At 37.0% G+C, this 24,797-nt stretch carries 20 protein-coding genes, 1 tRNA gene and 2 pseudogenes; 14 read left to right on the top strand and 9 right to left on the bottom strand.

What is annotated here, in order from left to right; genetic code table 11:
• Window positions 1–479 precede the first annotated feature (479 nt).
• From feoB to cobA, 3 genes are all read left to right on the top strand, one after another.
• On the top strand, window positions 480–2,318 hold the full coding sequence (gene feoB / locus F6K18_RS12350) for a ferrous iron transport protein B (RefSeq protein WP_287521141.1): 1,839 nt from the start codon (window positions 480–482) through the stop codon (window positions 2,316–2,318).
• Between the two features lie 1,381 nt (window positions 2,319–3,699).
• Window positions 3,700–4,626 carry a FeoA family protein gene (locus F6K18_RS12355; RefSeq protein WP_287521143.1) on the top strand — a complete coding sequence of 309 codons (927 nt, stop codon included), beginning with the start codon at window positions 3,700–3,702 and terminating at the stop codon, window positions 4,624–4,626.
• Window positions 4,627–5,251: 625 nt separating this feature from the next.
• Entirely contained in the window at window positions 5,252–6,022 is a 771-nt protein-coding gene (gene cobA / locus F6K18_RS12360) for a uroporphyrinogen-III C-methyltransferase (RefSeq protein WP_287521144.1), read from the top strand.
• Between the two features lie 331 nt (window positions 6,023–6,353).
• Here cobA and F6K18_RS12365 read toward each other — a convergent pair whose 3' ends face one another.
• Window positions 6,354–6,500, bottom strand: a complete 147-nt coding sequence (locus F6K18_RS12365; RefSeq protein ID WP_287521145.1) for a hypothetical protein — start codon at window positions 6,498–6,500, stop codon at window positions 6,354–6,356.
• Between the two features lie 42 nt (window positions 6,501–6,542).
• Here F6K18_RS12365 and F6K18_RS12370 point away from each other — a divergent pair, with 42 nt between their 5' ends.
• A complete protein-coding gene (locus tag F6K18_RS12370; RefSeq protein ID WP_287521146.1) occupies window positions 6,543–7,139 on the top strand; it encodes a molybdenum cofactor guanylyltransferase in 597 nt (198 codons plus the stop codon).
• On the opposite strand, the gene F6K18_RS12375 is transcribed toward F6K18_RS12370, so the two are convergent.
• Window positions 7,108–8,406 (bottom strand): PAS domain S-box protein, encoded by a 1,299-nt coding sequence (locus F6K18_RS12375; protein WP_287521279.1) that lies wholly within the window; start codon window positions 8,404–8,406, stop codon window positions 7,108–7,110. The genes F6K18_RS12370 and F6K18_RS12375 overlap by 32 nt on opposite strands.
• A gap of 1,429 nt (window positions 8,407–9,835) precedes the next feature.
• On the opposite strand from F6K18_RS12375, the gene F6K18_RS12380 reads away from it, so the two are divergent.
• A complete protein-coding gene (locus tag F6K18_RS12380; RefSeq protein ID WP_287521147.1) occupies window positions 9,836–12,919 on the top strand; it encodes an insulinase family protein in 3,084 nt (1,027 codons plus the stop codon).
• Window positions 12,920–13,392: 473 nt separating this feature from the next.
• Here F6K18_RS12380 and F6K18_RS12385 read toward each other — a convergent pair whose 3' ends face one another.
• Window positions 13,393–13,581, bottom strand: coding sequence for a hypothetical protein (locus F6K18_RS12385; RefSeq protein WP_287521149.1), 189 nt, complete (start codon window positions 13,579–13,581; stop codon window positions 13,393–13,395).
• A gap of 50 nt (window positions 13,582–13,631) precedes the next feature.
• Here F6K18_RS12385 and F6K18_RS12390 point away from each other — a divergent pair, with 50 nt between their 5' ends.
• A complete protein-coding gene (locus F6K18_RS12390; protein ID WP_287521151.1) occupies window positions 13,632–14,669 on the top strand; it encodes a hypothetical protein in 1,038 nt (345 codons plus the stop codon).
• Window positions 14,670–15,014: 345 nt separating this feature from the next.
• Here the strand turns inward: F6K18_RS12390 and F6K18_RS12395 are convergent, their stop codons facing one another.
• Window positions 15,015–15,371 (bottom strand): hypothetical protein, encoded by a 357-nt coding sequence (locus F6K18_RS12395; protein WP_287521152.1) that lies wholly within the window; start codon window positions 15,369–15,371, stop codon window positions 15,015–15,017.
• Window positions 15,368–15,703, bottom strand: a pseudogene (locus tag F6K18_RS12400) (DUF5674 family protein). Before F6K18_RS12400 ends, F6K18_RS12395 begins: the two are co-directional and overlap by 4 nt.
• A 176-nt stretch (window positions 15,704–15,879) precedes the next feature.
• Here F6K18_RS12400 and F6K18_RS12405 point away from each other — a divergent pair.
• Window positions 15,880–16,065, top strand: a complete 186-nt coding sequence (locus F6K18_RS12405) for a type II toxin-antitoxin system HicB family antitoxin (protein ID WP_287521153.1) — start codon at window positions 15,880–15,882, stop codon at window positions 16,063–16,065.
• A 132-nt stretch (window positions 16,066–16,197) separates the two neighbouring features.
• On the opposite strand, the pseudogene F6K18_RS12410 reads toward F6K18_RS12405, so the two are convergent.
• Window positions 16,198–16,488: pseudogene (locus F6K18_RS12410) on the bottom strand (GUN4 domain-containing protein); the annotation flags it as partial.
• 492 nt (window positions 16,489–16,980) lie between these two features.
• Here F6K18_RS12410 and F6K18_RS12415 point away from each other — a divergent pair.
• The 4 genes from F6K18_RS12415 to F6K18_RS12430 all read left to right on the top strand — a co-directional run bounded on the left by F6K18_RS12415 (window position 16,981) and on the right by F6K18_RS12430 (window position 18,381).
• Window positions 16,981–17,053, top strand: a tRNA-Phe gene (locus F6K18_RS12415).
• Between the two features lie 544 nt (window positions 17,054–17,597).
• A complete protein-coding gene (locus F6K18_RS12420) occupies window positions 17,598–17,783 on the top strand; it encodes a hypothetical protein (protein WP_287521155.1) in 186 nt (61 codons plus the stop codon).
• Between the two features lie 11 nt (window positions 17,784–17,794).
• Window positions 17,795–18,196: a hypothetical protein gene (locus tag F6K18_RS12425; RefSeq protein ID WP_287521157.1), complete on the top strand. Its 402-nt coding sequence runs from the start codon at window positions 17,795–17,797 to the stop codon at window positions 18,194–18,196.
• Between the two features lie 17 nt (window positions 18,197–18,213).
• Window positions 18,214–18,381, top strand: coding sequence for a hypothetical protein (locus tag F6K18_RS12430; RefSeq protein ID WP_287521159.1), 168 nt, complete (start codon window positions 18,214–18,216; stop codon window positions 18,379–18,381).
• A gap of 458 nt (window positions 18,382–18,839) precedes the next feature.
• Here the strand turns inward: F6K18_RS12430 and F6K18_RS12435 are convergent, their stop codons facing one another.
• Together F6K18_RS12435 and F6K18_RS12440 are read right to left on the bottom strand one after the other, a co-directional pair.
• A complete protein-coding gene (locus F6K18_RS12435) occupies window positions 18,840–19,763 on the bottom strand; it encodes an Rpn family recombination-promoting nuclease/putative transposase (RefSeq protein ID WP_287521160.1) in 924 nt (307 codons plus the stop codon).
• 163 nt (window positions 19,764–19,926) lie between these two features.
• Window positions 19,927–20,850: an Rpn family recombination-promoting nuclease/putative transposase gene (locus F6K18_RS12440; protein WP_287521162.1), complete on the bottom strand. Its 924-nt coding sequence runs from the start codon at window positions 20,848–20,850 to the stop codon at window positions 19,927–19,929.
• Between the two features lie 693 nt (window positions 20,851–21,543).
• On the opposite strand from F6K18_RS12440, the gene F6K18_RS12445 reads away from it, so the two are divergent.
• From F6K18_RS12445 to F6K18_RS12455, 3 genes are all read left to right on the top strand, one after another.
• Window positions 21,544–21,849, top strand: coding sequence for a hypothetical protein (locus F6K18_RS12445; RefSeq protein ID WP_287521163.1), 306 nt, complete (start codon window positions 21,544–21,546; stop codon window positions 21,847–21,849).
• Window positions 21,850–22,360: 511 nt separating this feature from the next.
• Window positions 22,361–22,708 carry a YtxH domain-containing protein gene (locus tag F6K18_RS12450; RefSeq protein WP_287521164.1) on the top strand — a complete coding sequence of 116 codons (348 nt, stop codon included), beginning with the start codon at window positions 22,361–22,363 and terminating at the stop codon, window positions 22,706–22,708.
• A gap of 107 nt (window positions 22,709–22,815) precedes the next feature.
• Complete coding sequence (locus F6K18_RS12455; protein WP_287521165.1) at window positions 22,816–23,319, top strand: DUF948 domain-containing protein; 504 nt, start codon at window positions 22,816–22,818, stop codon at window positions 23,317–23,319.
• Between the two features lie 426 nt (window positions 23,320–23,745).
• On the opposite strand, the gene argB is transcribed toward F6K18_RS12455, so the two are convergent.
• Window positions 23,746–24,645 carry an acetylglutamate kinase gene (gene argB, locus F6K18_RS12460; protein WP_287521167.1) on the bottom strand — a complete coding sequence of 300 codons (900 nt, stop codon included), beginning with the start codon at window positions 24,643–24,645 and terminating at the stop codon, window positions 23,746–23,748.
• Window positions 24,646–24,797: the final 152 nt, after the last annotated feature.

The raw sequence follows: 24,797 nt of genomic DNA on the forward strand, positions 1-24,797 counted from the left end.
GAAGAGAGAATTTTTGAGGCTTTATATCATGTTCCCCCTCCGGGGGAGCTACGAATTGCGGTTGAATACTTATAAATAAATGTTGTGAGGAGTCAGGAGGACCGAGTCAGGAGGAAATATTGGAGAAAAAGAGGAAATATTGGAGAAAAGTAAAGACAATTTCAGTATTTATTTGATACCGTCGGTACTGTCAGTCCTTAAATTTTATTTATAACTGACCCGTCCGTTAGCGTAGCTCCCCCGGAGGGGGAACATGATATTAGAGCTGATTTATCACCATAAGTATTCAGCTTTTCAATATTTGTCGAACGCTTTAATTTTCTGCTTTTTTTGCTTTATATAAGCCCTCGAAATATTTTGGAAAAATCTCCACAAAAACTTAAAGACTTCTAAAAATAATCCCTAATTTTCATAATTTATGTTTATAATAAAGCCATAAAAATATCTCACTAACTTTAAGATAAATAATAGGTAAGATAATGACTTGTCATACCGCTACAACTACAACAACAATCTCAAAATCTAAAGCAACAAAAAGAGTTGCTTTAATTGGGATGCCAAATACTGGAAAATCAACATTTTTTAATCGGATTACTGGAGTTTCTGCTCATGTGGGAAACTGGCCTGGAGTAACAGTCGATCTCTTGCAAGCTAACGTCAAAATAAATGATGAAACAACTGAATTTGTAGACCTACCAGGAATTTATAACTTTAACGGTTTTTCCGAAGATGAAAAAGTTGTTCAAACATTCCTAGAAAATTATGCCATTGACTTAGTATTAGTTATTATTAATGCTGCACAAATTGACCGTCAAATTCGACTGCCATTACAGATAAAAGCCTTGGGTTTACCAGCAGTTTTGATGCTCAATATGTCAGATGAAGCAAAACAATATGGAATTCAAATAGATACAGAAGAATTATCAAAACGATTAGAAATGCCAGTGTTTCTAATTAGTGCTAAATATGGCAAAGGCTATATGAATGCCTACATGGCAATTTCTGAAGAGTTAAAAAATGTAGAAAATTACGTCAAATTAAATAATCTCACATCTTGGATAGAAGCACAGGAAGATATTTCTCTGAGTGATATAGATACAGTCTTAAATGGTGCTGTACTTATGCCTTCCCAAATGGCACAAAACTTCACAGCTCAAGTTGACAAAATACTCCTTCATCCTGTGTGGGGTTTACCCTTATTTTTCTTAGGAATGTTCCTTGTTTTTTGGGCAGTTTGGAACATCGGACTTCCCTCAATAGACCTGCTCGAAATAGTTGTTGAATGGGTACAGTCATCAATTGTTGAACCTCTAGCTCAACTTTTTCCAGAGATAGTTCAAGACTTTCTTATTAATGGAGTTTGGGCAGGGGTAACTACTGTTGCTTCTTTTGTGCCATTAATTATCGTATTTTTTATTATTATGGCAGTACTAGAAGATAGTGGTTATCTATCACGTTCCGCTTATTTAATGGATGCCTTTATGGCCAAATTAGGTTTAGATGGACGTAGTTTTGTACTGCATATAATGGGGTTTGGTTGTAATGTACCAGCATTAATGGGAACTAGGGTAATGCGATCGCCCGCTTTGCGACTATTAACCATGTTAATCATTCCTTTTGGTTTATGTTCGGCACGACTGCAAGTATTTGTATTTATCATTGCTGCAGTATTCCCGAATGGCAATGGGGCGATAGTTTTATTCTCTCTATATATCCTCAGTTTTCTGGTAGCTATTATCACCGCAGCATTATTTCAAGGGGTATATAAAAATGAAGAACCTTTCATTCTAGAACTACCTCCTTATCGTTTCCCTACATTAAAACAAGTATTACTGAGAAGTTGGGGAGAAGTTAGAGAATTTTTAGTCAGAGCATCAGGGTTTATTACTGTTGGTTGTATTGCAGTTTGGGTGCTTACAAGTTTACCACCAGGTGCAACAGGATTAGATACAATTGGCGGTAAAATTGGTCAATTTATGAGTCCAATCATGGACCCAATTGGGATTAATCCTTATTTAACATTATCCCTATTTTTTGGCTTTATTGCTAAAGAAATAGTAATTGGTTCTTTAGCTGTTATTTACAGTATGAGCGAACAGAATGTTAGTAGTAATATTGCTGAGACAGTTACTTTTATTCAAGGATACAGTTTCTGTATTTTTTGTTTACTTTATACCCCATGCTTATCTACTTTAGCAACTATAGTTAAAGAAGCAAAATCATGGAAATTTTCTTTACTTTCTTTAGTATTTCCATTAGTTTTAGCTTGGGTTTCTAGTTTTATTTTCTATCAAGGAGCTTTGGCTTTAGGTTTCTGAAATAAATGTTAGGTGAAAATTAGTTTATATAGCAATCCTAAATGATTTGTGAGATTTTTATAATAGTTAAGATTGAGGAAAAACCTTGAAAATTCTGACTCGGTCCTCCTGACTCCTGACTCCTAACTACCACAAAAATATTACAATTGAAATAGGATTGCTATAGCTCTATCTTACACTTTTTGGTAAATGCTATATACATACAGCAGTTTCCTACTTTGTGCAGTACATATATTTATTTTTAGGGAATAGGGATTAGGGAGTAGGGAACAGGCAAAAAATATTCACTCTTAAGCTGTACCAAATTAATCACCGAATCTGCTGTAAGTTGTGGGAGTAAGTTAAAAATCTACTCCTACTTTTGCTTTTGTATAATACCTAATACCAAATTGATAAATGTTTGTTATACCAAATTCACGCAAAGGCAGTTACATCTTAATTTGTGATTTCTTCTTGAAAGAAAAAATTATAAATTCCATAAATTCTAAAATTTCCACCTTTTTTCCTCTTTAATATTTATGTTTTTCTTTCTCTGTTCCCAGCTCCGGTGTTCCCAGTTAAGTGTGTCCTCACGCTTTGCAATATTTTATGAAATTGGTATTACAAATAGCTAGACTATTTTTTAGGAGTCAACGGAATTCAAAAGTCATGTATTCAAAAGTTAAAAGTTGAGACTAAGGTATAGCACTACGCACAATTTAAAACTCAAAACTCAAAACTCAAAAGTAATCCCTGACTGAGTTTGGGCATTTATAAATGTCCGCGCCCTTTGCTTCGACTGCTATAAGCATTCAGCCGTCAGCTATTATATCAAATCCGCTTAAACAGTTATAGATTGGTTAAGTCTTTAAGAGTCAGCTAGGGGAACCATCAGATTGGCGACGTACAGGAGGAGAGAGAATCACAAAGATGAGCGTATTTATGACGATTAGAGAATTTTTTTATGTCCAATTCCCCCGGATTTGATATTAGTCATAGCGCGATTAATTTATTGTCAGCCAGAAGTGGAATTAGTATTGATAGTATTGAGGGAGAATTAAAAGTATAAATAAAATAGATAAAAAGCTCAATTCCTAATCTTAGCAGTTATTGCCGTCATACCTGAGAGCTGACCAACGAGCTAGTTGTTAACTCCGCATTCCGCAGGAAATGCTTACAAACTAAGATTGTATGAATTGAAAACTTTATTTAAGTAAATTGGTATCAACAATTAAATCTTTCTCTCTAAGTAGAATGTAAATCCCTTGTTGATTCGCAAGGGGCAAATTTTGTTTTTTGTAGTTCTATGTTACATTTAGTATTAAAGCTTGAAATTATATTTTAGATATAATATAGTATTAAGATCTTGGAGAAGATAATAACAATCAATTAATAAAAAGTAATGATAATGAATTTATCGGATTTAAAAACAGGGCAAATAGCAATAGTCGATCGAATTATCAGCAGTGACGATACAAGAAGAATTGTTCAGAGACTAAAAGAAAAGGGAGTAGTTTCTAATAAACCAGTGCAAGTCTTGCGGGAAGCCAAATTTTCTAGTCCGTTGCATATTAGAGTTGGTTCAAGCCAAGAAATAAATATCCAACCTGAGGAAGCCGAAATGATAATTGTGAAAACAGATATTTCAGCTAAAGATATGAACCCTGACAGTACAACAGAATTAACCGAACAAGTTAAAACAGCATCATTAGTTTCATTAACTACTATTATTCTAGTTGTTATTTCTGGGTTTTATCGCATCCTGATTACTAGAGATATTTATCAACAAAATGAAGCCAAAGTTGTAACTAATGTTGTTTACAACTCAAGTTCAACAAAGACAAAAAATCAAAGATTAGAGACAGTAGATAAAAGTCAAGTTCAACCAACAATGGTCGGAAGTATTGAGACAGTAAATAAGAAATCTGAATTTCCAGAGAAGGCTGGGGAAAAAAATAATCAAAATACCAACAACCATGTAAAAGCAACAACTAATTCTCCACCCCAAAATATAGAGCCAATAGCTAAAAAGATTACCAACAAAACAGAGTTATTAGAATTAAAACAAAAACTATACAATACTATTGATCAAACCTGGAAAACCCCCATAAATATAACTTCAATATACCTAGTTAAAGTAGATAAAAATGGGGCGATCGCTGCTTACGAACCGTTTAATCAAATAGCAACAGATAATCTGGAAAAAACACCTATACCCAGTCTAGTTAATTCTGACGCTACTACTCAAAAAGAATTACTCAAAACAGAGTGGGCTGAGTTTACAGTTTTATTTTATGATAATGGTATTTTAGAGGTACAATCACAGTAATTTAACTTCCCTACTTTAGTTTCGCTGAACGTTTCATGTCTCGCAACTTTTTGTAGGAAAAGAGAAGGTATTTTGGCGTTGCTCAAATGTAATGGTAAGTAGGTGAAGGTAAAATTGAAAAACTTATGTTTTGCATTGATACTTAATCTAAAAATTATTACCGTTCAGCAACACCAAAAATCGAATATGGACATAAAATTAGACTATTTGTATGATTAGAAACAGTAGTTCTAATAACAGCTTAATAACTTATTGACGCTCTCACCGTTAAATCAAAAATTATAACGGGAGATTCTTGTCTCCCAGATTCGTAAGCTTGGTAACAAATCAAATAAATTGAGCTGTACCCCCGTCAGATCATCTGCACAAGCTTTCTTGCTCCGTCTTTACCCTGAGGAAATCTCAGCGCAGGCGGTACACTTTTCTCTAACCATGCTGGATTAATTTGCAAGCGCTCAATTAACTTACTACTTTGAAATTCATAAGGTGCCGTCTGCGTGGGTTCCCCGCGCAATTTATACGCCCCGTCTCACCGTTAAATCAGCGCGATTATAACGGGAGTCCTCTTTCAAGATTTTTGATAGAATTACTTAACTATATTGCATAATTATCTAAAATAATAAATATGGATCAGTCAAAATGTATAGGCAAAGTCTATCTAGTAGGGGCAGGACCGGGAGACCCGGGACTACTGACACTCAAAGGCAAAGTGCTATTAGAACAAGCAGACGTCGTTATCTATGATGCTCTCGTCAGCTGTCCTATCCTTGCAATGATTAACCCCAATGCAGAAAAAATCAATGCAGGCAAACGTCGCGGTCGCCATTCCCTACCACAAACACAAACAACTCAACTGCTAATTCAAAAAGCTCAAACTCATGCAGTGGTAGTACGTTTGAAAGGAGGCGATCCCTTTGTTTTTGGTCGTGGTGGAGAAGAGATGGAAGACTTAATTCAAGCAGGAATACCTGTAGAAGTTGTTCCGGGTGTCACCTCTGGTATCGCTGCACCTGCTTATGCAGGTATTCCTCTTACCCACAGAAATTATAGTTCCTCAGTTACCTTTGTCACAGGTCACGAAGCAACAGGAAAATATCGAGCAAATGTAAACTGGCAAGCGATCGCCCAGGGTTCAGAAACCATCGTAATTTATATGGGAGTTCATAACTTACATAATATTATCGCAGAACTTATGGTCGCCGGATGTTCCCCAGAAACACCCATTGCTTTAATTCAATGGGGAACTCGTCTCGAGCAAAAAGAATTAATTGCTACTCTCGAAACTATTGTAGAACAAATTGAAGCAACTGGGTTTCAAGCACCAGCTATTGCAGTTATTGGTGATGTGGTTAATTTACATCAAATATTAGGTAGTTATCAGCATTATATCATGTGAGGAGTCATTTCAGTTATCAGTTATCAGTTATCAGTTATCAGTTATCAGTACCTCTCTCTGGCTAAAGTCAAAAGAATTAAGATTAATATCATACACGCGCTTTACCAACGCCTAAGATTTCTACAGGACTTACGCAAATTATTAGACAATACGCTATCCGTAGAGGGTGAATGCCATTCGCCCCTACTAGATATAGCGGTTATGCGTAAGTCCTGTTCTATTTAGGGCTTGCTGATTAAATCTAAAAGTATTTACAGATAAAGGTTTTAGCCTTTTTTGGGTCGAAAAAAGTACCTGGTTTTCAGCTCTTCACGCTCAAAAAGTTAGTATTTTAGGCGCATAGTTGGGCAGAAAAATCATTCTTACAATTCTTACTCCTACTCCTACTTCCTCGCTCATTCCCATTTCTCCTGTCTCCTGTCTCCTGTCTCCTGTCTCCTGTCTCCTGTCTCCTACCCTCACCCATAAGACTTTCCATACGCAAACCCTATTTATTTTAACGAAAGAAGTCAAATACCTAATGAATACATCTTCACTTTCACTCCCGAAAAATCATCTAGTAGCACTCATTCTTGCTGGTGGTAAAAGTTCTCGTATGGGTAAAGATAAAGCCTTAATTCCTTGGCAAAATATACCTATGCTAAAAAGAGTTTATCAAGTAGCGAGTGAATGTACAGAAAAAGTTTATATTATTACTCCTTGGCCAGAAAAGTATCAGCATATTTTACCTACAGAATGTGAATGGTTAACAGAGATTAAAACTGAAGGACCTTTAGTTGCTTTTACTCAAGGATTAGCTCAAATAAATAGCGATTGGATTTTACTATTAGGGTGTGATTTACCTCTGTTGAACTTAGATATTATTCAAACTTGGGCAACTCAGTTAAACCAACTTTCCCCTGAAATTTTGGCTTTAGTTCCTAAAACATCTCAAGGGTGGGAACCATTATGTGGTTTCTATCGGCAACAGATAAAAGTTGAATTACAAAAATATATTGACCAAGGCGATCGCTCCTTTCAAAGATTACTGACTCGAATACCAGTTCAACCATTATCTATTAATACTCAGATAGAAAAAATGTTATTTAACTGTAATACTCCCTCAGATTTACAGTAGTTTTAACCTCTAGAGTACGACACGCCGCTTCATTTACATAGAAAAATTTGGCATCATAACCCATTAAATAAATTGCATCCGCAGCTTTGTCTAAGGAAAAATGACTAAGCTTCAAAGCTTCCTCAACTTGTTTGCGTTTGGTAATATTATTAAGAGTTCCCGATGTTCCAGTTAAATTTCCCTCTGGATCGAAATTAGTTTGAACAAATGCTTCAATCCAACAAGACCCACGTTCTTTAGTAAGGTAGCGCGATTCTATATTTTCATTTTTACTATCTTGACCATCTATATAACTTTGAAACTTATTTAAGGTTTGGAGGCGATCGGATGGATGTATAAAATCTGAAAAGTTCTTTCCTAGACTTTCTTCTACTGTAAAACCTGTCATATTTTCCCAAGCTTTATTGAGAAATATCCATTTACCTGTAGCATCTGTTTGAAAAATTACTTCTGCAATATTATCAACTACATAGCTATATTTTTCCTCTTTTTCTAGCAGTGCAGTTTCTGTCTTTTCCCTTTCTATAATCTGCTGTTGTAAGTCTAACAAATTTTCTCTAATTTGACTGGCCATTTGATGCAGACTACCTTGGATAATGCCTATTTCATCATTACTTTGGGTCTGATTATTTTCCTCTAATTTTCTTTTTGTCAGTGCTGTAGCAAGCTCAGTTAATTTTTGTAATGGAACACCCACCTTTCGCTGAAACAAAATTATTATTACAGTCACTAGCACTCCACTTATAGTCATCGAAATAGCTAAAGTTCTGACAGCATTTTCAGATAATTCTGTTCTAATTTCATTTACTAAAAAACCTAATCTTGCTTCTCCAAGATATTCACCATTATTAATAATTGGAGAACTTACTTCGTATATATTATCTTTTTCTTTAAGGTGATTAATAATATTGAGAATATGATTTTTTTTCAAGTTATGTATTTTGACTTCCTTGGCGGTGGTTTGGTCTTCTAGATCGACTTGAGATTCGAGGATAATTCCTTGTCGATCTATGGCAGCGCTGTAAATAATATTGTCATCATAAACTGCACGTTTCATAAATATTTGTAAGGTGCTGAAATCTGACTTTACAATTGCTTCCCCACTTATCGTACTTAAAAATTGGGCTTCATTTTCAGCTTTTTTTCTAGTTTCTCTAACTACAATTTTAAGTTTTTTCGGATTAGGACTATTTCTGCTACTAGGTTTATACTTATTAATAAAATACTTGTAATTACCAAATATGGGACAGCAATACGACTTTTCCACCAAGTATGTATATACTTTTGATTATTATCCATTTATTATTTCCTATGTACTAAACTTATTTATATTTTAAGTGAATCAAAAGTTTAGTCACTCAAGTTTTTAATTGATTTTTTTTAGTTTTAGCTAGTAAGTGAATGATACTTTGGTACTGATTATTAATTATTAATGAGGATACAGTATTTTTTTTATTTTCTATCTCTTGATAGATTATCGCCAACTGAGAGTTACACCGCTGTTCCCTAAAATCAAAAACTTTTGTACCTTATCTATTTAAGACGCAGAAATGCTACATACCAATCCATGCATAATTGGTAAAAAATTCAAAAAATCAAGTCTGAAACTCTTGTCCCAGATGAGTTTTTGCCTTTTATAGAATCTTTTTCACACTACTGCGTTGTAGACTGCCACCTGATATTTCTTTAGTATTATAGATGCTCTCACTATTTATACCAAGCGTGAAAAAAGAATGCTTAATTTAAGTGGTATTTCAATATTATTAAGTATTAAGTAATTAACACGCTAAGTAAATAACTTTTTTAATAATTGCACGCTAGTTATTGTGAATTATTCTTATCTTTACTTCTCCCGTACTTCCTCTCCTGGGAGGGGGAGGGGCGAGGGGTGGGTCTCCTACTTCACAGGGGTAGGTTTTTTATAATTGTGTCTTAGGGTATGGGAAGAGGGGGAAGTGTGGGGAGAATTTTTGCCCATTTTTTGTATAAAAAATCACACTTTTTCTTAAGATTTTCTACTGAATAGAAGCGATCGCGTCAGCGGAAGGTCGTTCTATCGCTCACCCCAATGCTTAAAAACCTACCCCTGTGAATGGTCTCCTACTCCCCCGCAATGCGAAAATGTAGCAAACATTTATCAAATTGGTATTATTGGGCCTAGACTGAAAACTCTATCATCATATTTATAGCAAGCAACAAGCAACAGGCAAAAGGCAACAACGGCGCAACCCCGCAAGGTACGACAGACGCACCTGGTAGCACACATCTGTCAGGCAAAAGTGGGAAAGACATTGCCTAGTCTAAGATTCATCATCGGCATAAGTCGTAACCACTCTGGCTATTGCTATAGTTAGTAAATTGTTGGACTTATAGCACTACACAAATAAGTTAGGACATTTTCCCACTCCCCTACTCCCCCACTCCCCCACTCCCTTTTCCTAAGCAAAAAACGTACTGCTATATAGCAATGTGCGCTGGCATATTTACAAATTGCAGGAATTGTCCAATAGCTAAAAGTCTTATAGCAATGAGCGCTGGCATATTTACAAATTGCAGGAAAGGCCAAATAGCTAAAAGCCTTATATTATTCCTTCGGAATGATGCGCAAACGGCAATCTATTCCCCCTGTTGCCTGTTGCCTGCGCACAGCGCTATATATTATAAGCAATTTATTCCCCCAGATGAGCTGTTGCCTGTTGCCTGTTGCCTGCGCGCAGCGCTATACCTGGAAAACCACCCTTGGCCAGAGAGAAAACCGAACTAGAGAAATAGCCTACACTAATAACTACAGTAAACAAAATAGCAATTCATTTTCTATGCCTCTATTAAGCGAAAGAACCTTAGAAGTTGGACAACAATTAGAAGGCTTTGAGGTAAAAGCCATTACCCCCCTCAAGCAACAGCAGATGGTGGCATATCAACTGGAGCATCTGAAAACTGGTGCCAAATTGCTACACCTCTACTCAGAAGATGCGGAAAATCTGTTTTCCATTAGTTTTCCTACTCCTCCGCCAAATAGTACAGGAATACCCCACATTCTAGAACATTCTGTTTTAGCAGGTTCAGAAAAATATCCTGTACGGGAACCATTTTTTGAAATGCTAAAAATGAGTCCGGCAACTTTCATCAATGCTATGACTGGACCTGACTGTACTTATTATCCAGTCTCCAGCAAAGTCAAACAAGACTTATTCAACCTGGCAGAAGTATACTTTGATGCAGTATTTCATCCTCTGCTGACTGAAAACACATTCAAACGGGAAGGCCACCATCTAGCTCCTGCCGACCCAGAAAATCCTCAAGGCGAGCTAAAATTTACTGGGGTAGTCTATAATGAGATGAGTGGTGTCTTTTCAGACCCCGAACAAAGGTTAGATAGTATTGCCAACCGGATTCTATTTCCTGACAACATCTATGGCCTCGAATACGGAGGCGACCCAAAAAATATTCCCGAACTAACTTACGAAGATTTCCGGGAGTTTCACGCCAACTATTATCATCCTAGTAATTCTTACTTTGTATTCTATGGGAATATTGCCACTCCAGAATATCTAAAATTTTTGGCTGAAAAGTTAGATGTTTTTGAACAACGGAAACCCAACATCAACATTACTCCTCAGTCTCAATGGAGCGAACCCCGTTTCCAAGAAGATTCTTATCCTATTAGTGCCGCAGACTCGCCAGAAGAAAAAACTTATATTATGCTCAAATGGTTGGTGGGAGATAGCACCAACTCTGATGAATGGGTTGCCTTGGATCTTCTCAGTCGAATACTGTTGGGAAATGAAGGGGCACCATTAAAAAAGGCGATCGTTGAGTCTCAAATAGGTCAAGACTTACTAAGGTCTGGAGTAGACTCTGTCGGTAAGGAAACTACTTTTCATATCGGTATTCAAGGTAGCGAACCAAACCGTGGTGAAACATTCAGTCAGTTAGTTATTAATACTCTTACAGAACTTGCAGAAACCGAACTTGAACCTAATCTTGTGGAAGCAGCTTTCCAACAAGCAGCATACCAACATCAAGAAATTGCCAGTATGTATCCTTTGCGGATGTTGTTCCGGGTGATGCAAACTTGGATTTATGGTAACGACCCGTTAACGTTTTTGCAGATCGGCGATCGCCTCGTTGAATGCAAACAACGTTATCTTGAAAACCCTAGTTATTTCAACAACCTCATCCGCGAAAAGTTACTCAACAATCCCCACCGTTTAACTTTAATATTGAAGCCAGATCAAGAATGGCAATCTACTTATGACCAAGAAGTAGCAGCACAAGTGGAACAGGTACGTTCTCAACTGACTCCAGAAGAGCTAGAGCATATAGCTAACGAAGCAGAAGCACTAGAAGTAGAGTCAGGAACTCCCAACGATCCAGAAGCAGTAGCTAAACTGCCTCAACTACAGGTAAGCGACTTACCGCCAAAACCAGATGATATTCCTACTGATGTCGAACAGATTGATGGTGGAGTAACATTATTACGCAACCATGTGTTAGCAAATGGGGTAAACTATTTACAACTAGATTTCAGCCTGCGGGGATTGCCTGAAGATTTGTGGTTGTATGTACCTACTTATATAGATGCTTTGCGGAAGTTGGGTGCTGGGGATATGGATTACGAACATATTGCCAGACGCATTGCTTCTTATACAGGCGGAATTAATTTTAGAAGTCAGTTGCGGACTCACGCTCAAGACCCTTATCGTCCTATACATGGATTTCGTGTTACTCTGAAAACCCTTGACGAACAACTAGAGCAAGCATTAGATTTATTGCGAGATTTGATTTTTGCAGTCAACCCTCGCGATACAGCTAGACTACGAGATGTTGTTAATCAGTCTCTGGCTCAATGTAGTTCTGATTTGGTTTACAATGGTATCTACACAGCCATGTTGCGAGCTAGTGCTGGCATGACAGCAGAAGCTAAAATTAGCCAAGTTATTAACGGTTTGCCTCAATTAGAGTTGCTGAATAAAGTATGCGATCGCTTTGATGAGCATGGGGCAAATTTGATGGCTAAAGTCGAAACTATCCGCGATTATGTTGCGAATCAACCTTTAACTGCTAGTTTCACTGGTTCCGACAATGGTTATGAGGTGGTGAAGAAAACCCTCTCAGAGTGGAGTCAGCAGCAACAGCAACAACCAGGAGAGAATTTTGCTAGTCGCTTCGATCCTATTTACAATCTACAGGAAGGTTTGGCAGGCCCTGTACAGGTAGCTTATTGCGTTCAGACTATGCCTGCTCCTCACTTCAGCCATCCCAAATCACCATTGTTAGCATTGGGCGCTCATTTGTTGGGTTTGGGTTATCTATTCAGTGAAATTCGCTTGAAGGGTAATGCTTACGGTGCTGGATGCTCTTACAGTGGGTTAGGAAAGGTTATTTCTTTGTATTCTTACCGAGACCCTCATGTTAGTCGCACTCTAGAGGTATTTGCTGGTTTGATAGATTATATCAAAGATTTAGATTGGACTCAGACTGATGTTGACCGAGCTATTATTGCTACCATTCAGGATGATTCTCCAGTATTACGTCCAGAGATGTCTACAAGTTTAGCCTTAGAGCGTTATTTGATAGGGCAAACTACTGAAGTACGAGAGGAACGTTATCAGCGATCGCTCAATGCTTCGGTAGAGGATGTTAAGCAAACTTTGTTAGATGTATTTACTTCAGGCATGGAGCGCAGTAACATTTGTGTCATGTCTTCTCGCGCCAAATTAGAAGAAGCAAACCATCAGATGGAAGAAAACACATTGGAAATTTCTGACATTATGTGATTTCAGAATAGTTAGATAAAATCAATTTTGTGGAATGGGCATTTGCCCGTTCCCCGTTCCTGATATTTTCACCGCAGGCAGGATACCCAACCAAACGAGAAAAAACATTAAAACTAGCAACAAAAAAAGGTTTTCCACTATATATAATATAGAACCCCGAAATAAATTTTTTCATCAATTGCTAGGTTTAAAAAGTAAGATTAAGAACATAGCTAGTCTGAAACGAAAATTAAAGAAGTTAAAAAACACAGAACGTTTACATATTTGTTTTGGTTCAGCAAACCCTATTTAGGGCTTGCTGATTAAATCTAAAAGCATTTATAGATAAAGGTTTTAGCCTTTTTAGCTCTGGAAAAAGTACCTAGTTTTTAGCTCTTTATGCTCAAAAAGTCAGCATTTTGGGCAGGAGAGTAGCCCAAAAATTACTCCCCTACTCCTTAAAAAAGACTTTTTCAGCAAACCCTATTTAAGGCTCAACATAATTTAGCAGAAAATTGATATAATATCATATCAGGGTAATTAGTGATAAAAAAACCTTCTCCCTTTAAACCTTTCTTTTCCTTCTGCCTTCTGCCTTCTGCCTTCTGCCTTCCTTCCTCGTTCCCTGTTCCCTTCAATACTAAAATTTGTAGCAAACATCCATCACGTCTGGTATTATTCACTATTTGATGCAATAATATTTCGGCACTATGAGCGATAATACTGTCCTGTTATGCCCGAAATTCCCCAATTTCCTGAAGCTCTTGCTGAAGCTCTCAATAACTTTCCAGAGCTAGATTTAGACCTACCAGACCCAGAAGATGAAAATATTCCAGACTCAGACTTTGAAAAAGTAGTAGACACAGCATGGAAAGTTTGCGATCGCTTCGACCTCCAGACAGAAATCTGGCGGGGGCGCATCTTAAGAATCATCAGAGACCGAGAAAAAAAAGGAGGCGATGGGCGAGGCCGCGGATTTCTAAATTGGCTCAAGGAAAGAGAAATCAGCAAGAGTCAAGCTTATGCCCTGATAGAATTGGCCAATAGTGCTGATACTTTAATTGCAGAAGGACATTTAGACCCAGACTCCATTAATAATTTTAGCAAACGGGCCTTTGTAGAAACAGCAAAATCAGTTCCAGAAGTCCAAGAAATGGTGACAGATGCAGCAAAAAAAGGCGATCGCATCACTAGACGAGAAGTAAAACAACTAGCAGATGAATGGATGGCCATTAGCTCAGATTTACTTCCCAGCGAAATTAAAGAAAAGGCCACATCCGGTTCTATGCCACCACGTTATTTAGCTCCCCTAGTGCGAGAAATGGAAAAATTACCAGAATCTCATGTGAGCGCAATTCAAGAGGAGATCGTCCAAATTCCAGAATTAGATACCGTCAAGCAATTGACCTCAGATGCTCGTAACCTTTCTAAATATCTTGATGCAGCAGCAAAAGTTCAAGCATTGAATGAATCACCATTAGATATGGAAATGGTACTAGAAGAAGCTTTGAGATTAGAATGTCTGAATGTAGTCGCCGATCTAGTAAAACAGTCTGGTCAACTAGAAGCAACAACTGCTAAACTTTACAGTACCTGGAAGCGAGTAGGTAATCTATCAGAACGGTTATTTGTTGATACTGGTGCTAGTACACCTCATTTACGACACTTGTTAGGGTGTTTAGACAAACTATCTAATAATGTAATTGAAATCCGTCTAAGTGAAGTCAATGACCAAATTATTCGCCTACAAATACTCTCTGATGGAGATTGAAGAAAGATAGGGAGTGAGGGAGTGCTTACAAGGGTAAGTTTTTTAGGACTTACGCATGAACGCTATTGGCAGGGTGTGTTAGCGCTAGCGTAACTGAGCAAGACTCTATATATAGTGCCTTTGCGTAAGTCCTGTTTTTAATATTTGACACGGTGACGCGGTGACACGGGGACGCGGTGATTGGATAATTGAGTAATTAATTCAATCTACTCCCTCTATTCATTAAAGAAAACTTCCCGTCTATCTATCTCTGAACTTCCCCCGTACAAATGTCTTTCAACATAATTTGCTCTAAAGGTTCAATTTTTTCCAAAGGATTTTGTTCTCTTGCTCCTTGCCAGTTTTCTAGTAATTCTCTGTTAATAAACCAGACATATTCAGCAACTTTTCTGACCAAACATTAGCTTTATGACTCACCTCACTTAGGAGTTTACTATCATTCCAAATACTTTCCCAATTATATTGCCACTGTGCTAATATTATCTGCAGCTCAACAAGTTCAGCAGCAACTTCCACCTCTGTATCAGGTGCAGTCCATTCAATAAAAAATTCACTTTCTTTGAGCAAATTTTCTACCAGTTCTTGATGAGGTGTAGACTGACAACGAGATTTAATTCGTGCTAAATTTGAGGCGATATTTCCCAAGCGTACAGGAATTTCATCTCTCAAATATCTTTCTTTCAAAGTATTCCAATTTCTCATAAATTTCCTAATAACTGTTCTACAATTTGAGCAACCTGCTTTCTAATAACTGGGTCTTGAATTTCCATTGACCGATTATTTTGACGAGGACGGATATTAATTAGAGATTCATAACCTACTTCCTGTGTAAGTGGATACTAATCAGCTCCCCAAATATCTACTTGCCTACTTCCGTTTTCTAATAGTACAACTTCACAATCCGCGTGTAATTCTCCACCACCTGCTAAAATGCCTTTTTCTATATCTACTGCTAGTTTAATATAACTATTTAGAGTAGCTAGCATTTCATTAATTTGTTCTTTAGTAGCACGGTCTCGGAGCAAGTAAATCATTATTTTGTCAGAATAAATTATTGGTATCTTATCAGATTACTATTGATAATAAAAATTTATGGCAATATTACCTTTTTTAAGATTATATTCTGGGAAGTCTTTGGTTAGAGAAATACGTTGGTATAGTTTAAGCATGACAATAAATTTTAAATCTCTTACTGATAACTGAAAAAAAGATGCGATACGGAGTTAAACTCAAACAAACTGATGAAGGATATGCTGTTTGGTGTCCTTATTTACCTGGATGTTGGTCTCAGGGAGAAACTGAAATTGAGGCATTGGAAAATATTAAAGATGCCATAGAATCTTATTTAGAATGTATGAAAGAGTTAAATTATGATGGTGAGTTGCATAATTCCTAATAATAAAAAATAACCATTTCGTAGGTTGGGTAGAACGAAGTGTTAGCGGAGCTTATCCGTTAGGATAAACCCAACACATATTTATAGATTTAGATGCAGATTTTTGTTGGGTTGCTAAGGTGGCTGAAACGTTTATATGTTACACTCTACAAGTCTCTGCGCGAGAGAAGAGAGAACCAACCAATCACAATCCACAATAAATCTAAAAATCTCATCTCTCGGTATGGTAAATGGGTAGGTCTTAAAAGGAAGGTGTCCTGTGTAGTGCGATGATGTCTCTAGTATCCAATTTAGCTCATCGTAATCCAACCATTTGTCTCCTTTTTTCCATCCTACTTGCTCTCCAAACTTTTCCCATACCTCTCGATTATACTCTTTTGTTCCACCCAAACTCTGATAAATTTTCTTCTGCACAGAAAAGCCTAATTTACCATGTTGGGTTGAGGGACGTTAGCGCAGCTTATCCGTAGTATAACCCAACAACAATCTTTCTCCCCTAAGGACATAGCATGCTTAGTCCCTACTCTATTCCCTAATGCACAGTTTTAGCTGTGTCGGTCCAATAGGGTGGGTTTTGCTTCGCGACATGAAAAGGCGACAATACTTATGAGTCGCGAAGCAAAATCTTAATTGTCCGCCGTAACCCACCAAACATACCTCAGATTAAGCACTCTAGTTGTAACATTCTTTTTTTTAAATTGAATTGGTATTATCAGTTATTAGTTATCTGTACCTCTGGTCATCTTATTGCTTTAACTCTTACTTTTGACTTTTAAGTTTTGACTTTTGACTTTTAATTGGGCAAACTCAGCTAAAATTGTTATATAGTCTGCATTATAGCTAATAATAAAAAAAAATTGCTCAAGTGCTTGTCAAATTATATTTAGTCTGCTACGATAGTAAAAGTGAAAAAAAGCCGGGATAGCTCAGTTGGTAGAGCAGAGGACTGAAAATCCTCGTGTCGGCGGTTCAAGTCCGCCTCCTGGCATTTAGACCCCTATTCTTCCATTGTTTGTGGCCTTTTTTCCCCATGGAAAGGAATTAGGCCGTGCGATCGCTTTCCTGGCGAGGCTGGCCTAAATAAAAATAGATTTTTAAAAATAAAAAGGCATCTGATTCAGTTAAAAATACGACACCCAGAAACCCATCAACATTTTGGCCAAGCTTTTCACCTCACTAAATTACTGGATAATTGGCATTTTCGGCCAATAACAAAGAATGCTAATCCGTTTTCATACCAAATCTGGTTATCAATGCCTGTTCTTTTTCAAAATCTTCTGTAATCATATCCCTATCTCCCCATCTCCTCTGTAGTGATGGTTATAGAGAATGAAACAACTGTCTAGACTGAATTTAAGAGATTTTTCCTAGCAGAAAGAAAATGTCTAAGCACCAATATGAAAGATAAAAGTTCAGAAATTTAGTCATAAATTTGGATTGAAAAACGTCTCAAAAGTGGCGAATGCCAAACCTGGGAAAAAAAATTTACCAGACAGGCAAAAGGCGAATACTAGAAATTTTGAGATAGAGAAATGATCCATTTCAAGGCCAAGGGATTGAGGATAGTTACAAATCTGATAGAAGGATGTGGCACTGATGAGGGAGAAAGTGTGACGATGCCTACGACCTTTACTCCCCCTACTGTGGCAGTCCAGTCAGGAAACCCGAAAGAAGGCAACTGGGTGTGGTTTAATCATAAAGAAGTTGAAAACAAATAGGAAAGACGAAAATGAAAAAAGCGCTCTCAAAGTGGCTAAAAGTAGTAATAATGGCGGTGATGGTGTGGACGATGTTCCTCAATATTGTGGTTGCAGCAGAAACCCCGATCGAAAATGATGTGGAGGAAAATCAGGTTAGTCCAAATATAACGCTCCCCGCTATAGGAATAGTGGAGACGACACCAGGCTCCAAGCCAAGGCCAGGACGCGGAGTTGGAGATGGAGCGAGTGTGCCCATGTATTATGGTTATTCAGAGACAGGTTGCCATATAGATGATTATCAAACAGTGTACCTAACCCCATGTTGCAAATATGGAGTCAAGTCCTACTATATGGCCAACGAGGAGAATTGGTTAGATTGTCATAATGAATGTTGGGAAGGATGGGTGTGTGATCTAGCCCCAGGAGGGTGAAAATAAAAATCAAGACCATGATATTAGATCTGTATGGAAGAGAGAAGAAGGAAGGAAATAGAAATGAAACAACAAGAGAAGGAGAAGGAAAGAACGAGAAAAAAAAAGGAAAAATGAAGGAGAAAAAAGGGCGACAAAAACAAGAGAAAAATGAACAGATGATGCCTACTCAAGCCCCAACATAGAACCCAAAAAAAATCCTGATGTCACAAAGAAAAGTAGGCGAGTTCAACACCAATGGAATATAGAGCGATCGCTCCCTCCCTCCCCTTCCTCTAGCAACCCAACCCTCTTAACTCCACTCCTAACCCAGATCAACCAACGGCGAGCTTATTCCTCAATGGGACTCGCCGGAAAAAGAACAGTCTAATAATTGTCAACGAAGAGTTGATAAAACGAGGAAATAGTTGTCTGGGGATAGAGAAAACGAGAGTAGTCTGGAGTTGACCTGAGATATCAGCACTCTAGTTCTAACCCAAATCAACCAATGGCGAGTCGCATTAAAGAATGCGACTCGCAGTTGCATTTCAGTTATCAGTACCGACAACCAATACCCAAAAAATCTACCCCAAAAAATCCTTATTTCACACAGTAATGTTGAGGAGATTGGACACCGGATGAGATAATGAGTGACCCCACTCAATTAAAACCTCAAACGTTCCTGCAACCAACTTTCCAAATCTGCCAAACTATTAAAGCTTAAAAATACCTTCACTAAATCTTCCAAATATTCTAAAGACAAAACTTCTATCTGACTACTAATCTCTTCAGAAACCTCTCCAAAACGTTGAGTTATTAAAAGCTTGATTAGAGCGAGAGTTTGATTAAACCGTGCTTGTTGTTCTGCATAAGTTATCCGTCCTCTTTCATCTTGCATCGCTATCCCTCGGTTTTCAACTATCTCTAATTCTTCTGGACTCATATTAATAAAATTAGCAATATTTAAAGCTTGTTCTATTTCCGCAACTTCCCCTAAATTTTCTGGTATCTCATCAAAGTTTGTTGCTTCTTTCAGAAAATAAATCCACTTATCCGTCAAATTTTTTAACTCCGACAAACTTTTTTTAAACTTCGGCAGTTCGACAAAAATTAAACGCAATTCTTTTTCCAAGCATTTATAATTTTTAGTTTCCTCCTGAAACACAAATTTATTAATATAATCATCTTTATTAAGATTATCATCAGTATTTTTAAACAGAATAAAATCTGTAATTGTGACAGCTATTGCCGGATTTAATAAAGGATAATTCTCCCCTTTATCCAACTGATTAGCATAAGCTTTAGACAAATTGTAAGCCACCCGCTTGTTAAAAGCAGTCATTCGTGCCATTTGCATTTCAATAATTACAATAGAACCGTCAACCAAAACTGCTTTTACATCCAAATAAGTTTCTTTTAAACTGATAATTTTACCAGGATTAAAAGGATTGACAATTGTTAAATCCTTAATAGTTGGTTCTCCATTATAAATTATCGCATTCAGAAAACTGATTAAAATATCTTTGCTTTGCTCAGAACCAAAGATTTTTTTAAAAGCATAATCAACTTTAGGATTGATAAATTTCATAGTAGTATTCTCCTTATAAACAATTGATAATGAACAATGAATAATGGATAATTACCTATCCTTGAAAGAAGAGGATTAACAAACAGGAAAATATTTTATTTTGATTTTCTTGCATTTTTGAAGAGGTATTAGACCAAATTAAGCAATTATCAATTATCAATTATCAGTTATCCATTGATAAACGTTCCTGTAACCAACTTTCCAAATCTGCCAAACTATTAAAACTTAAAAATACCTTCACCAAATCCTCTACATCTGCTAAAGGCAAACTTTCTATCTGACTACTAATTTCTTCAGATACCTCTCCAAAACGTTGAGTTATTAATAGCTTGATTAGAGCGATCGCTTGATTAAGCCGTCCTTTTGCTTCTCCTTGTTCTTCTGCATAAGTTAGTCGTCCTTTCTCATCTTGTAATGCTATGGCCCGACGCTCGACTATCTCTAATTCTTCTGAAGTCATATTAATTCTCTCAGCAATATTTAAAGCAAGTTCAATTTCTGCAACCTCCCCTAAACTATCTGGAATATCATCAAATTTGGCAGCTTCTTTCAGAAAGTAAATCCACTTATCTGCTAAAGTTTTTAACTCTCCCAAAGTTTTTTTAAACTTCGGCAGTTCCACAAAAATTAACTGTAATTCCCGATCGGGATATTCCCAGTTTTTCTCTCTATGTTTAAACACAAATGGATTAATAACATCTACCTCATCTTTAAACAAGATAAAATCTGTAATTGTTACCGCTATTGCCGGACGTAGTAAGGGGTAATCATCTCCTGTTTCTAACTGGTTGCCATAACCTTTAACTAAGTTGTACATTACCCGCTTGCTAAAAGCAGTCATCCGTGCGACTTGCATTTCAATAACTACAATAGAGCCATCAAATAAAACAGCTTTTATATCTAAATAGGTATCTTTCAAACTGATAATTTGACCAGGATTAAAAGGATTGACAATTGTTAAATCCTTAATAGTTTTTTCTCCATCATAAATTATCGCATTCAGAAAACTGATTAAAATCTCTTTGCTTTGCTGAGAACCAAAGATTTTTTTAAAAGCATAATCGACTTTGGGATTAATAAATTTCATAGTAGCTTTTCTCCTTATATAAATAACCAGAAACGAAGTTAAAAGTCAAAAGTTAAAAGTTAAAAGTCAAAAGTTAAAAGTCAGATTTTATAGGCTTAAATCTTTGATGCTACAGTAATTTCCGGAAATTATTTCACGTCTAAAACGTTGAGTTATGAAACCCTTGACCAGAAAGATGGGGAGATTGAGAAAGATTTGACAATGGCGCTTTAATGGAACATTTTTTGATACCAAATCCGAGTGGATTTGATATAATATACTTTGATAACTCTATCGCAATCCTATTTTATTCGTGTCAAAAATCTTACTGCTTTTTAGGGAACACTTAACTGGGAACACTTAACTGGTAAGAGTTTCAGTTTTTTTATTTACTTTTTGATTTGTCACGACCTATTTAGGATTGCTATATAATTACTTCAATATTCAATCTCCCCCACTCCATTTTAGATGTGTCGGTCCAATATAAGAGTTTGAGGGAACATCTTAACGAAGTCAGAAGTCAAAAGTCAGAAGTTAACCCTCCCCTCGCCCCTCCCCCTCCCAGGAGGGGAAATAGGGGATGCGTGAGCAACTCTCCAAAAATATTGCGCCTTAAAAGGCGAGGTTGCGCGACCCATATGATTTTGATAAGTTTTGATTCTGATTGGACTTTTTGTTTTAGTTATTCTTTAAGATTGTTCGGCGAAGTGAAAAATGCTGTGGTTAGTAATTGAACTAAATATTGTTATCTCAATTTTTTGTTTTTACCTAGCTTGGAGAATCTGGAAAGTTAGACAAACATTGCTACAAGTAGAACAAACTCTCAATTTGATAGATATTTGTACTAATAAAATACTTGGTAAAACACCTGAATTTTTCCAATTTCACCAGCAGAAAATAAATCAACTACGACAACTATATAAACAACTGGATTTACAAGTTCAACAGGTTAAACAAATTATGGCCATGCTTTGGTTGCTCAGAACCATTTGGCATCGTTGCTGTAGAATTTGGCGCTAGTGCCGCTACGCGGAAGTTAAAAGTCAAAAGTTAAAAGCGAGTGCTAATTGGCGAGGTTTCCTCAGAATGCAAGACGCACTCAAGACAGTCAAAAGTATTGATTTGTAATTGTTTTTTGATTTTGTTACTGGTCAGTTATTTCCGCCATCCTGCACTAAATAGGGCTTGTTAAATAAAATTGTAATCAATACCAGTATAGGCTTCCAGGATTAAATATTGCTGAGGGGGTGCAAGGTTTTTGGCTCTTTTAGTCTCAAAATGCTAATATTTTTCTCTGACCATCAGAAAATTTTGCCGTAGCAAATAGAATAATCTGTTCCCTGTTCCCTGTTCCCTGTTCCCTGTTCCCGACCCTCACCCATAAGACTTTTTCAGCAAACCCTAAATATATTGACACTCTCAGCATCAAATCTTACCGTCAAATAAGAGCGATTATCATGGGAGTACTCTTTCAAAAATTTAGATATGATTGATAATAAAGAAGTATTCTAGAGATATATATATTTTAAGTATGTCAAACAAAAAATCTGGACTATTTATCAGTGGTCTACTGCTAGGTTCAGCCATAGGTACATTAACAGGGGTATTAATAGCTCCTAGAACGGGCAAAAAAACAAGACAGTTGGTGAAAAAATCTGCATCAGCTATTCCCCAACTTGTAACAGACTTATCTACCAGTGTCAAATTTCAAACAGACCGCTTTTCAGGAGCTACTACTAATTCTTGGGAAGAAACTTTAGAAAGACTAAGAGAGGCGATCGCTGCTGGATTAGAAGCTAGTCAAAAAGAGAGAGAAATATTATCTCAACTAGAAGCAAAAAACTCTGAAGTTTCAGTAGTTATAAACAGGGAAAATTAAAACAAAAAGCTTTTTTTTAATCTTAATATACTCTACAATAGCACTTATTATTGTTAAGATTATCCAGGAATAGGAAGTTATCATTCCCCTGTTTAGGCGAAATACCTGTGAACAACCCTTTGTTTTGGCTAGGATTGTCCCTTTTCCTGGTTGCATTAAGCCTCACTACTGTATTAATTGTCACTTTACCTGCGATGTTGGCATTAGCAAGAGCTGCTCGTAGTCTAGAAAAGTTAGCAGACATCCTAGCTCGTGAATTACCACCAACTTTAGAAGCAATTCGTCTCACTGGCATAGAAATTAGTGAGTTAACTGATGATGTTAATGATAGTGTCCAGAGTGCTGGAGAAATTGTTAAGCAAGTCGATCAAAGTATTGGTAATGTCCGTAAACAAACCAAGGAAGTTCAAACTACAACGAAAAGTATTTTTACTGGTATTAAAGTAGCCTGGAACACATTTAATTTCAAACCAAAAACAAAAAAAAATACGGGGAGACCATCAAAGCATTCTCTATCATCTTCTCATAAAAATGTCGATCAAAGCCATCTCTACACAGATACTCCTTCTGCTTCTGCAACTGAGGATTCTACTCTAGATGATAAACCTTAGACAGGGAAATGTTTTCTCCCCTGTTCCCTGTACCCTATAGCAATGTGCGCTGACTTATGTACAAATGACAAGAACTGTCCAATAGCTAATAGTTTTATATTATCGGTTTTTTTATTCCCCCAGATGAGCTGTTGCCTGTTGCCTGCGCACAGCACTATAGTTAGGTCTTGCTGATTAAATATCAAAGCATTGACTGATATTGGTTAAAGCATTTTTTGGTCTAAAAAAGTATCAGCTTTTCAGCGGAAGAAGCTCATGCATGCTAGTATTTTGGGACGATTATGGCAGAAAAATCACTCTTACCATTTTTCCTCCTACCTCCTCTATAATTCCCATTTCTCCTGTCTCCTGTCTCCTGTCTCTTGTTTCCTGCCTCCTGCCTCCTGTCTCCTACCCCTACTAAAATATTTTTTCAGCAAACCCTCGTTAAAAGTTATTAACTGCCAAACTACTTACTATCATTGAGCCAACTCCAGAATCTGTAAAGATTTCCTGTAAAAGTACATGGGGAACTCTACCATCAAGAATATGGGCAGCTCGAACTCCCTGAGCTAAACTCCGCACACAACAATTTACTTTAGGAATCATTCCACCAGATACAATTCCTTTTTCAATCAATTGTCTAGCTTCCTGGATATCTAACTTAACAATTAAACTATCTGGATTATGATAGTCTTCCAAAATTCCCGCTGTATCCGTAAGGAGAATTAACTTTTCTGCATCCATCGCAGCAGCAATTTCACCCGCAACAGTATCTGCATTAATATTGTAAGCTTGTCCTTTTTCATCTGCAGCTACACTAGATACCACGGGAATATAGCCATTATCAACTAGGGATTCTAGAATATCTATTTTGACGTTACTTACTTCCCCAACAAAACCAATACCTTCTCTTCCTTCGGGACGTGCTTTTATTAAGTTCGCATCCTTGCCACACAGACCCACAGCACGGCCACCAGCTTGATTAATTAAAGAAACTATTTCCTTATTAACCCTTCCCACTAATACCATCTCTACTACTTCCATAGTGGGCGCATCAGTAACTCGCAAACCATCCTTAAACTGCGGTTCAATTCCTAATTTGCCCAACCAAGAGTTAATTTCTGGGCCGCCACCATGAACCACAATTGGGCGTATACCCACACAAGATAGTAGTACAATGTCCCTAATTACTTGATCTTTGAGGTTACTATCTTTCATGGCCGCACCGCCATATTTCACGACTATTTTACGACCTGCAAATTTTTGAATGTAAGGTAGTGCTTCACTTAGCACTTTGACTCGACTGATTTCTGACTGATTTTCAAAATCTTTACTTTTTAGCATAGACAGCTACTCTTTTGAATTTATAATTTGAACAATATAGTGCTACGCGCAAGGCAACAGGCAACAGGCAACAGGCAATAGGGGAATACAAAATGGTTTCAGTTTTTATTAATGTCAAATACCTTAATGCGTAGCGCTATATCAATATATAT

It is taken from the genome of Okeania sp. SIO2C2 (assembly GCF_010692625.1).
GTDB classification, from domain to species: Bacteria; Cyanobacteriota; Cyanobacteriia; order Cyanobacteriales; family Microcoleaceae; genus Okeania; species Okeania hirsuta.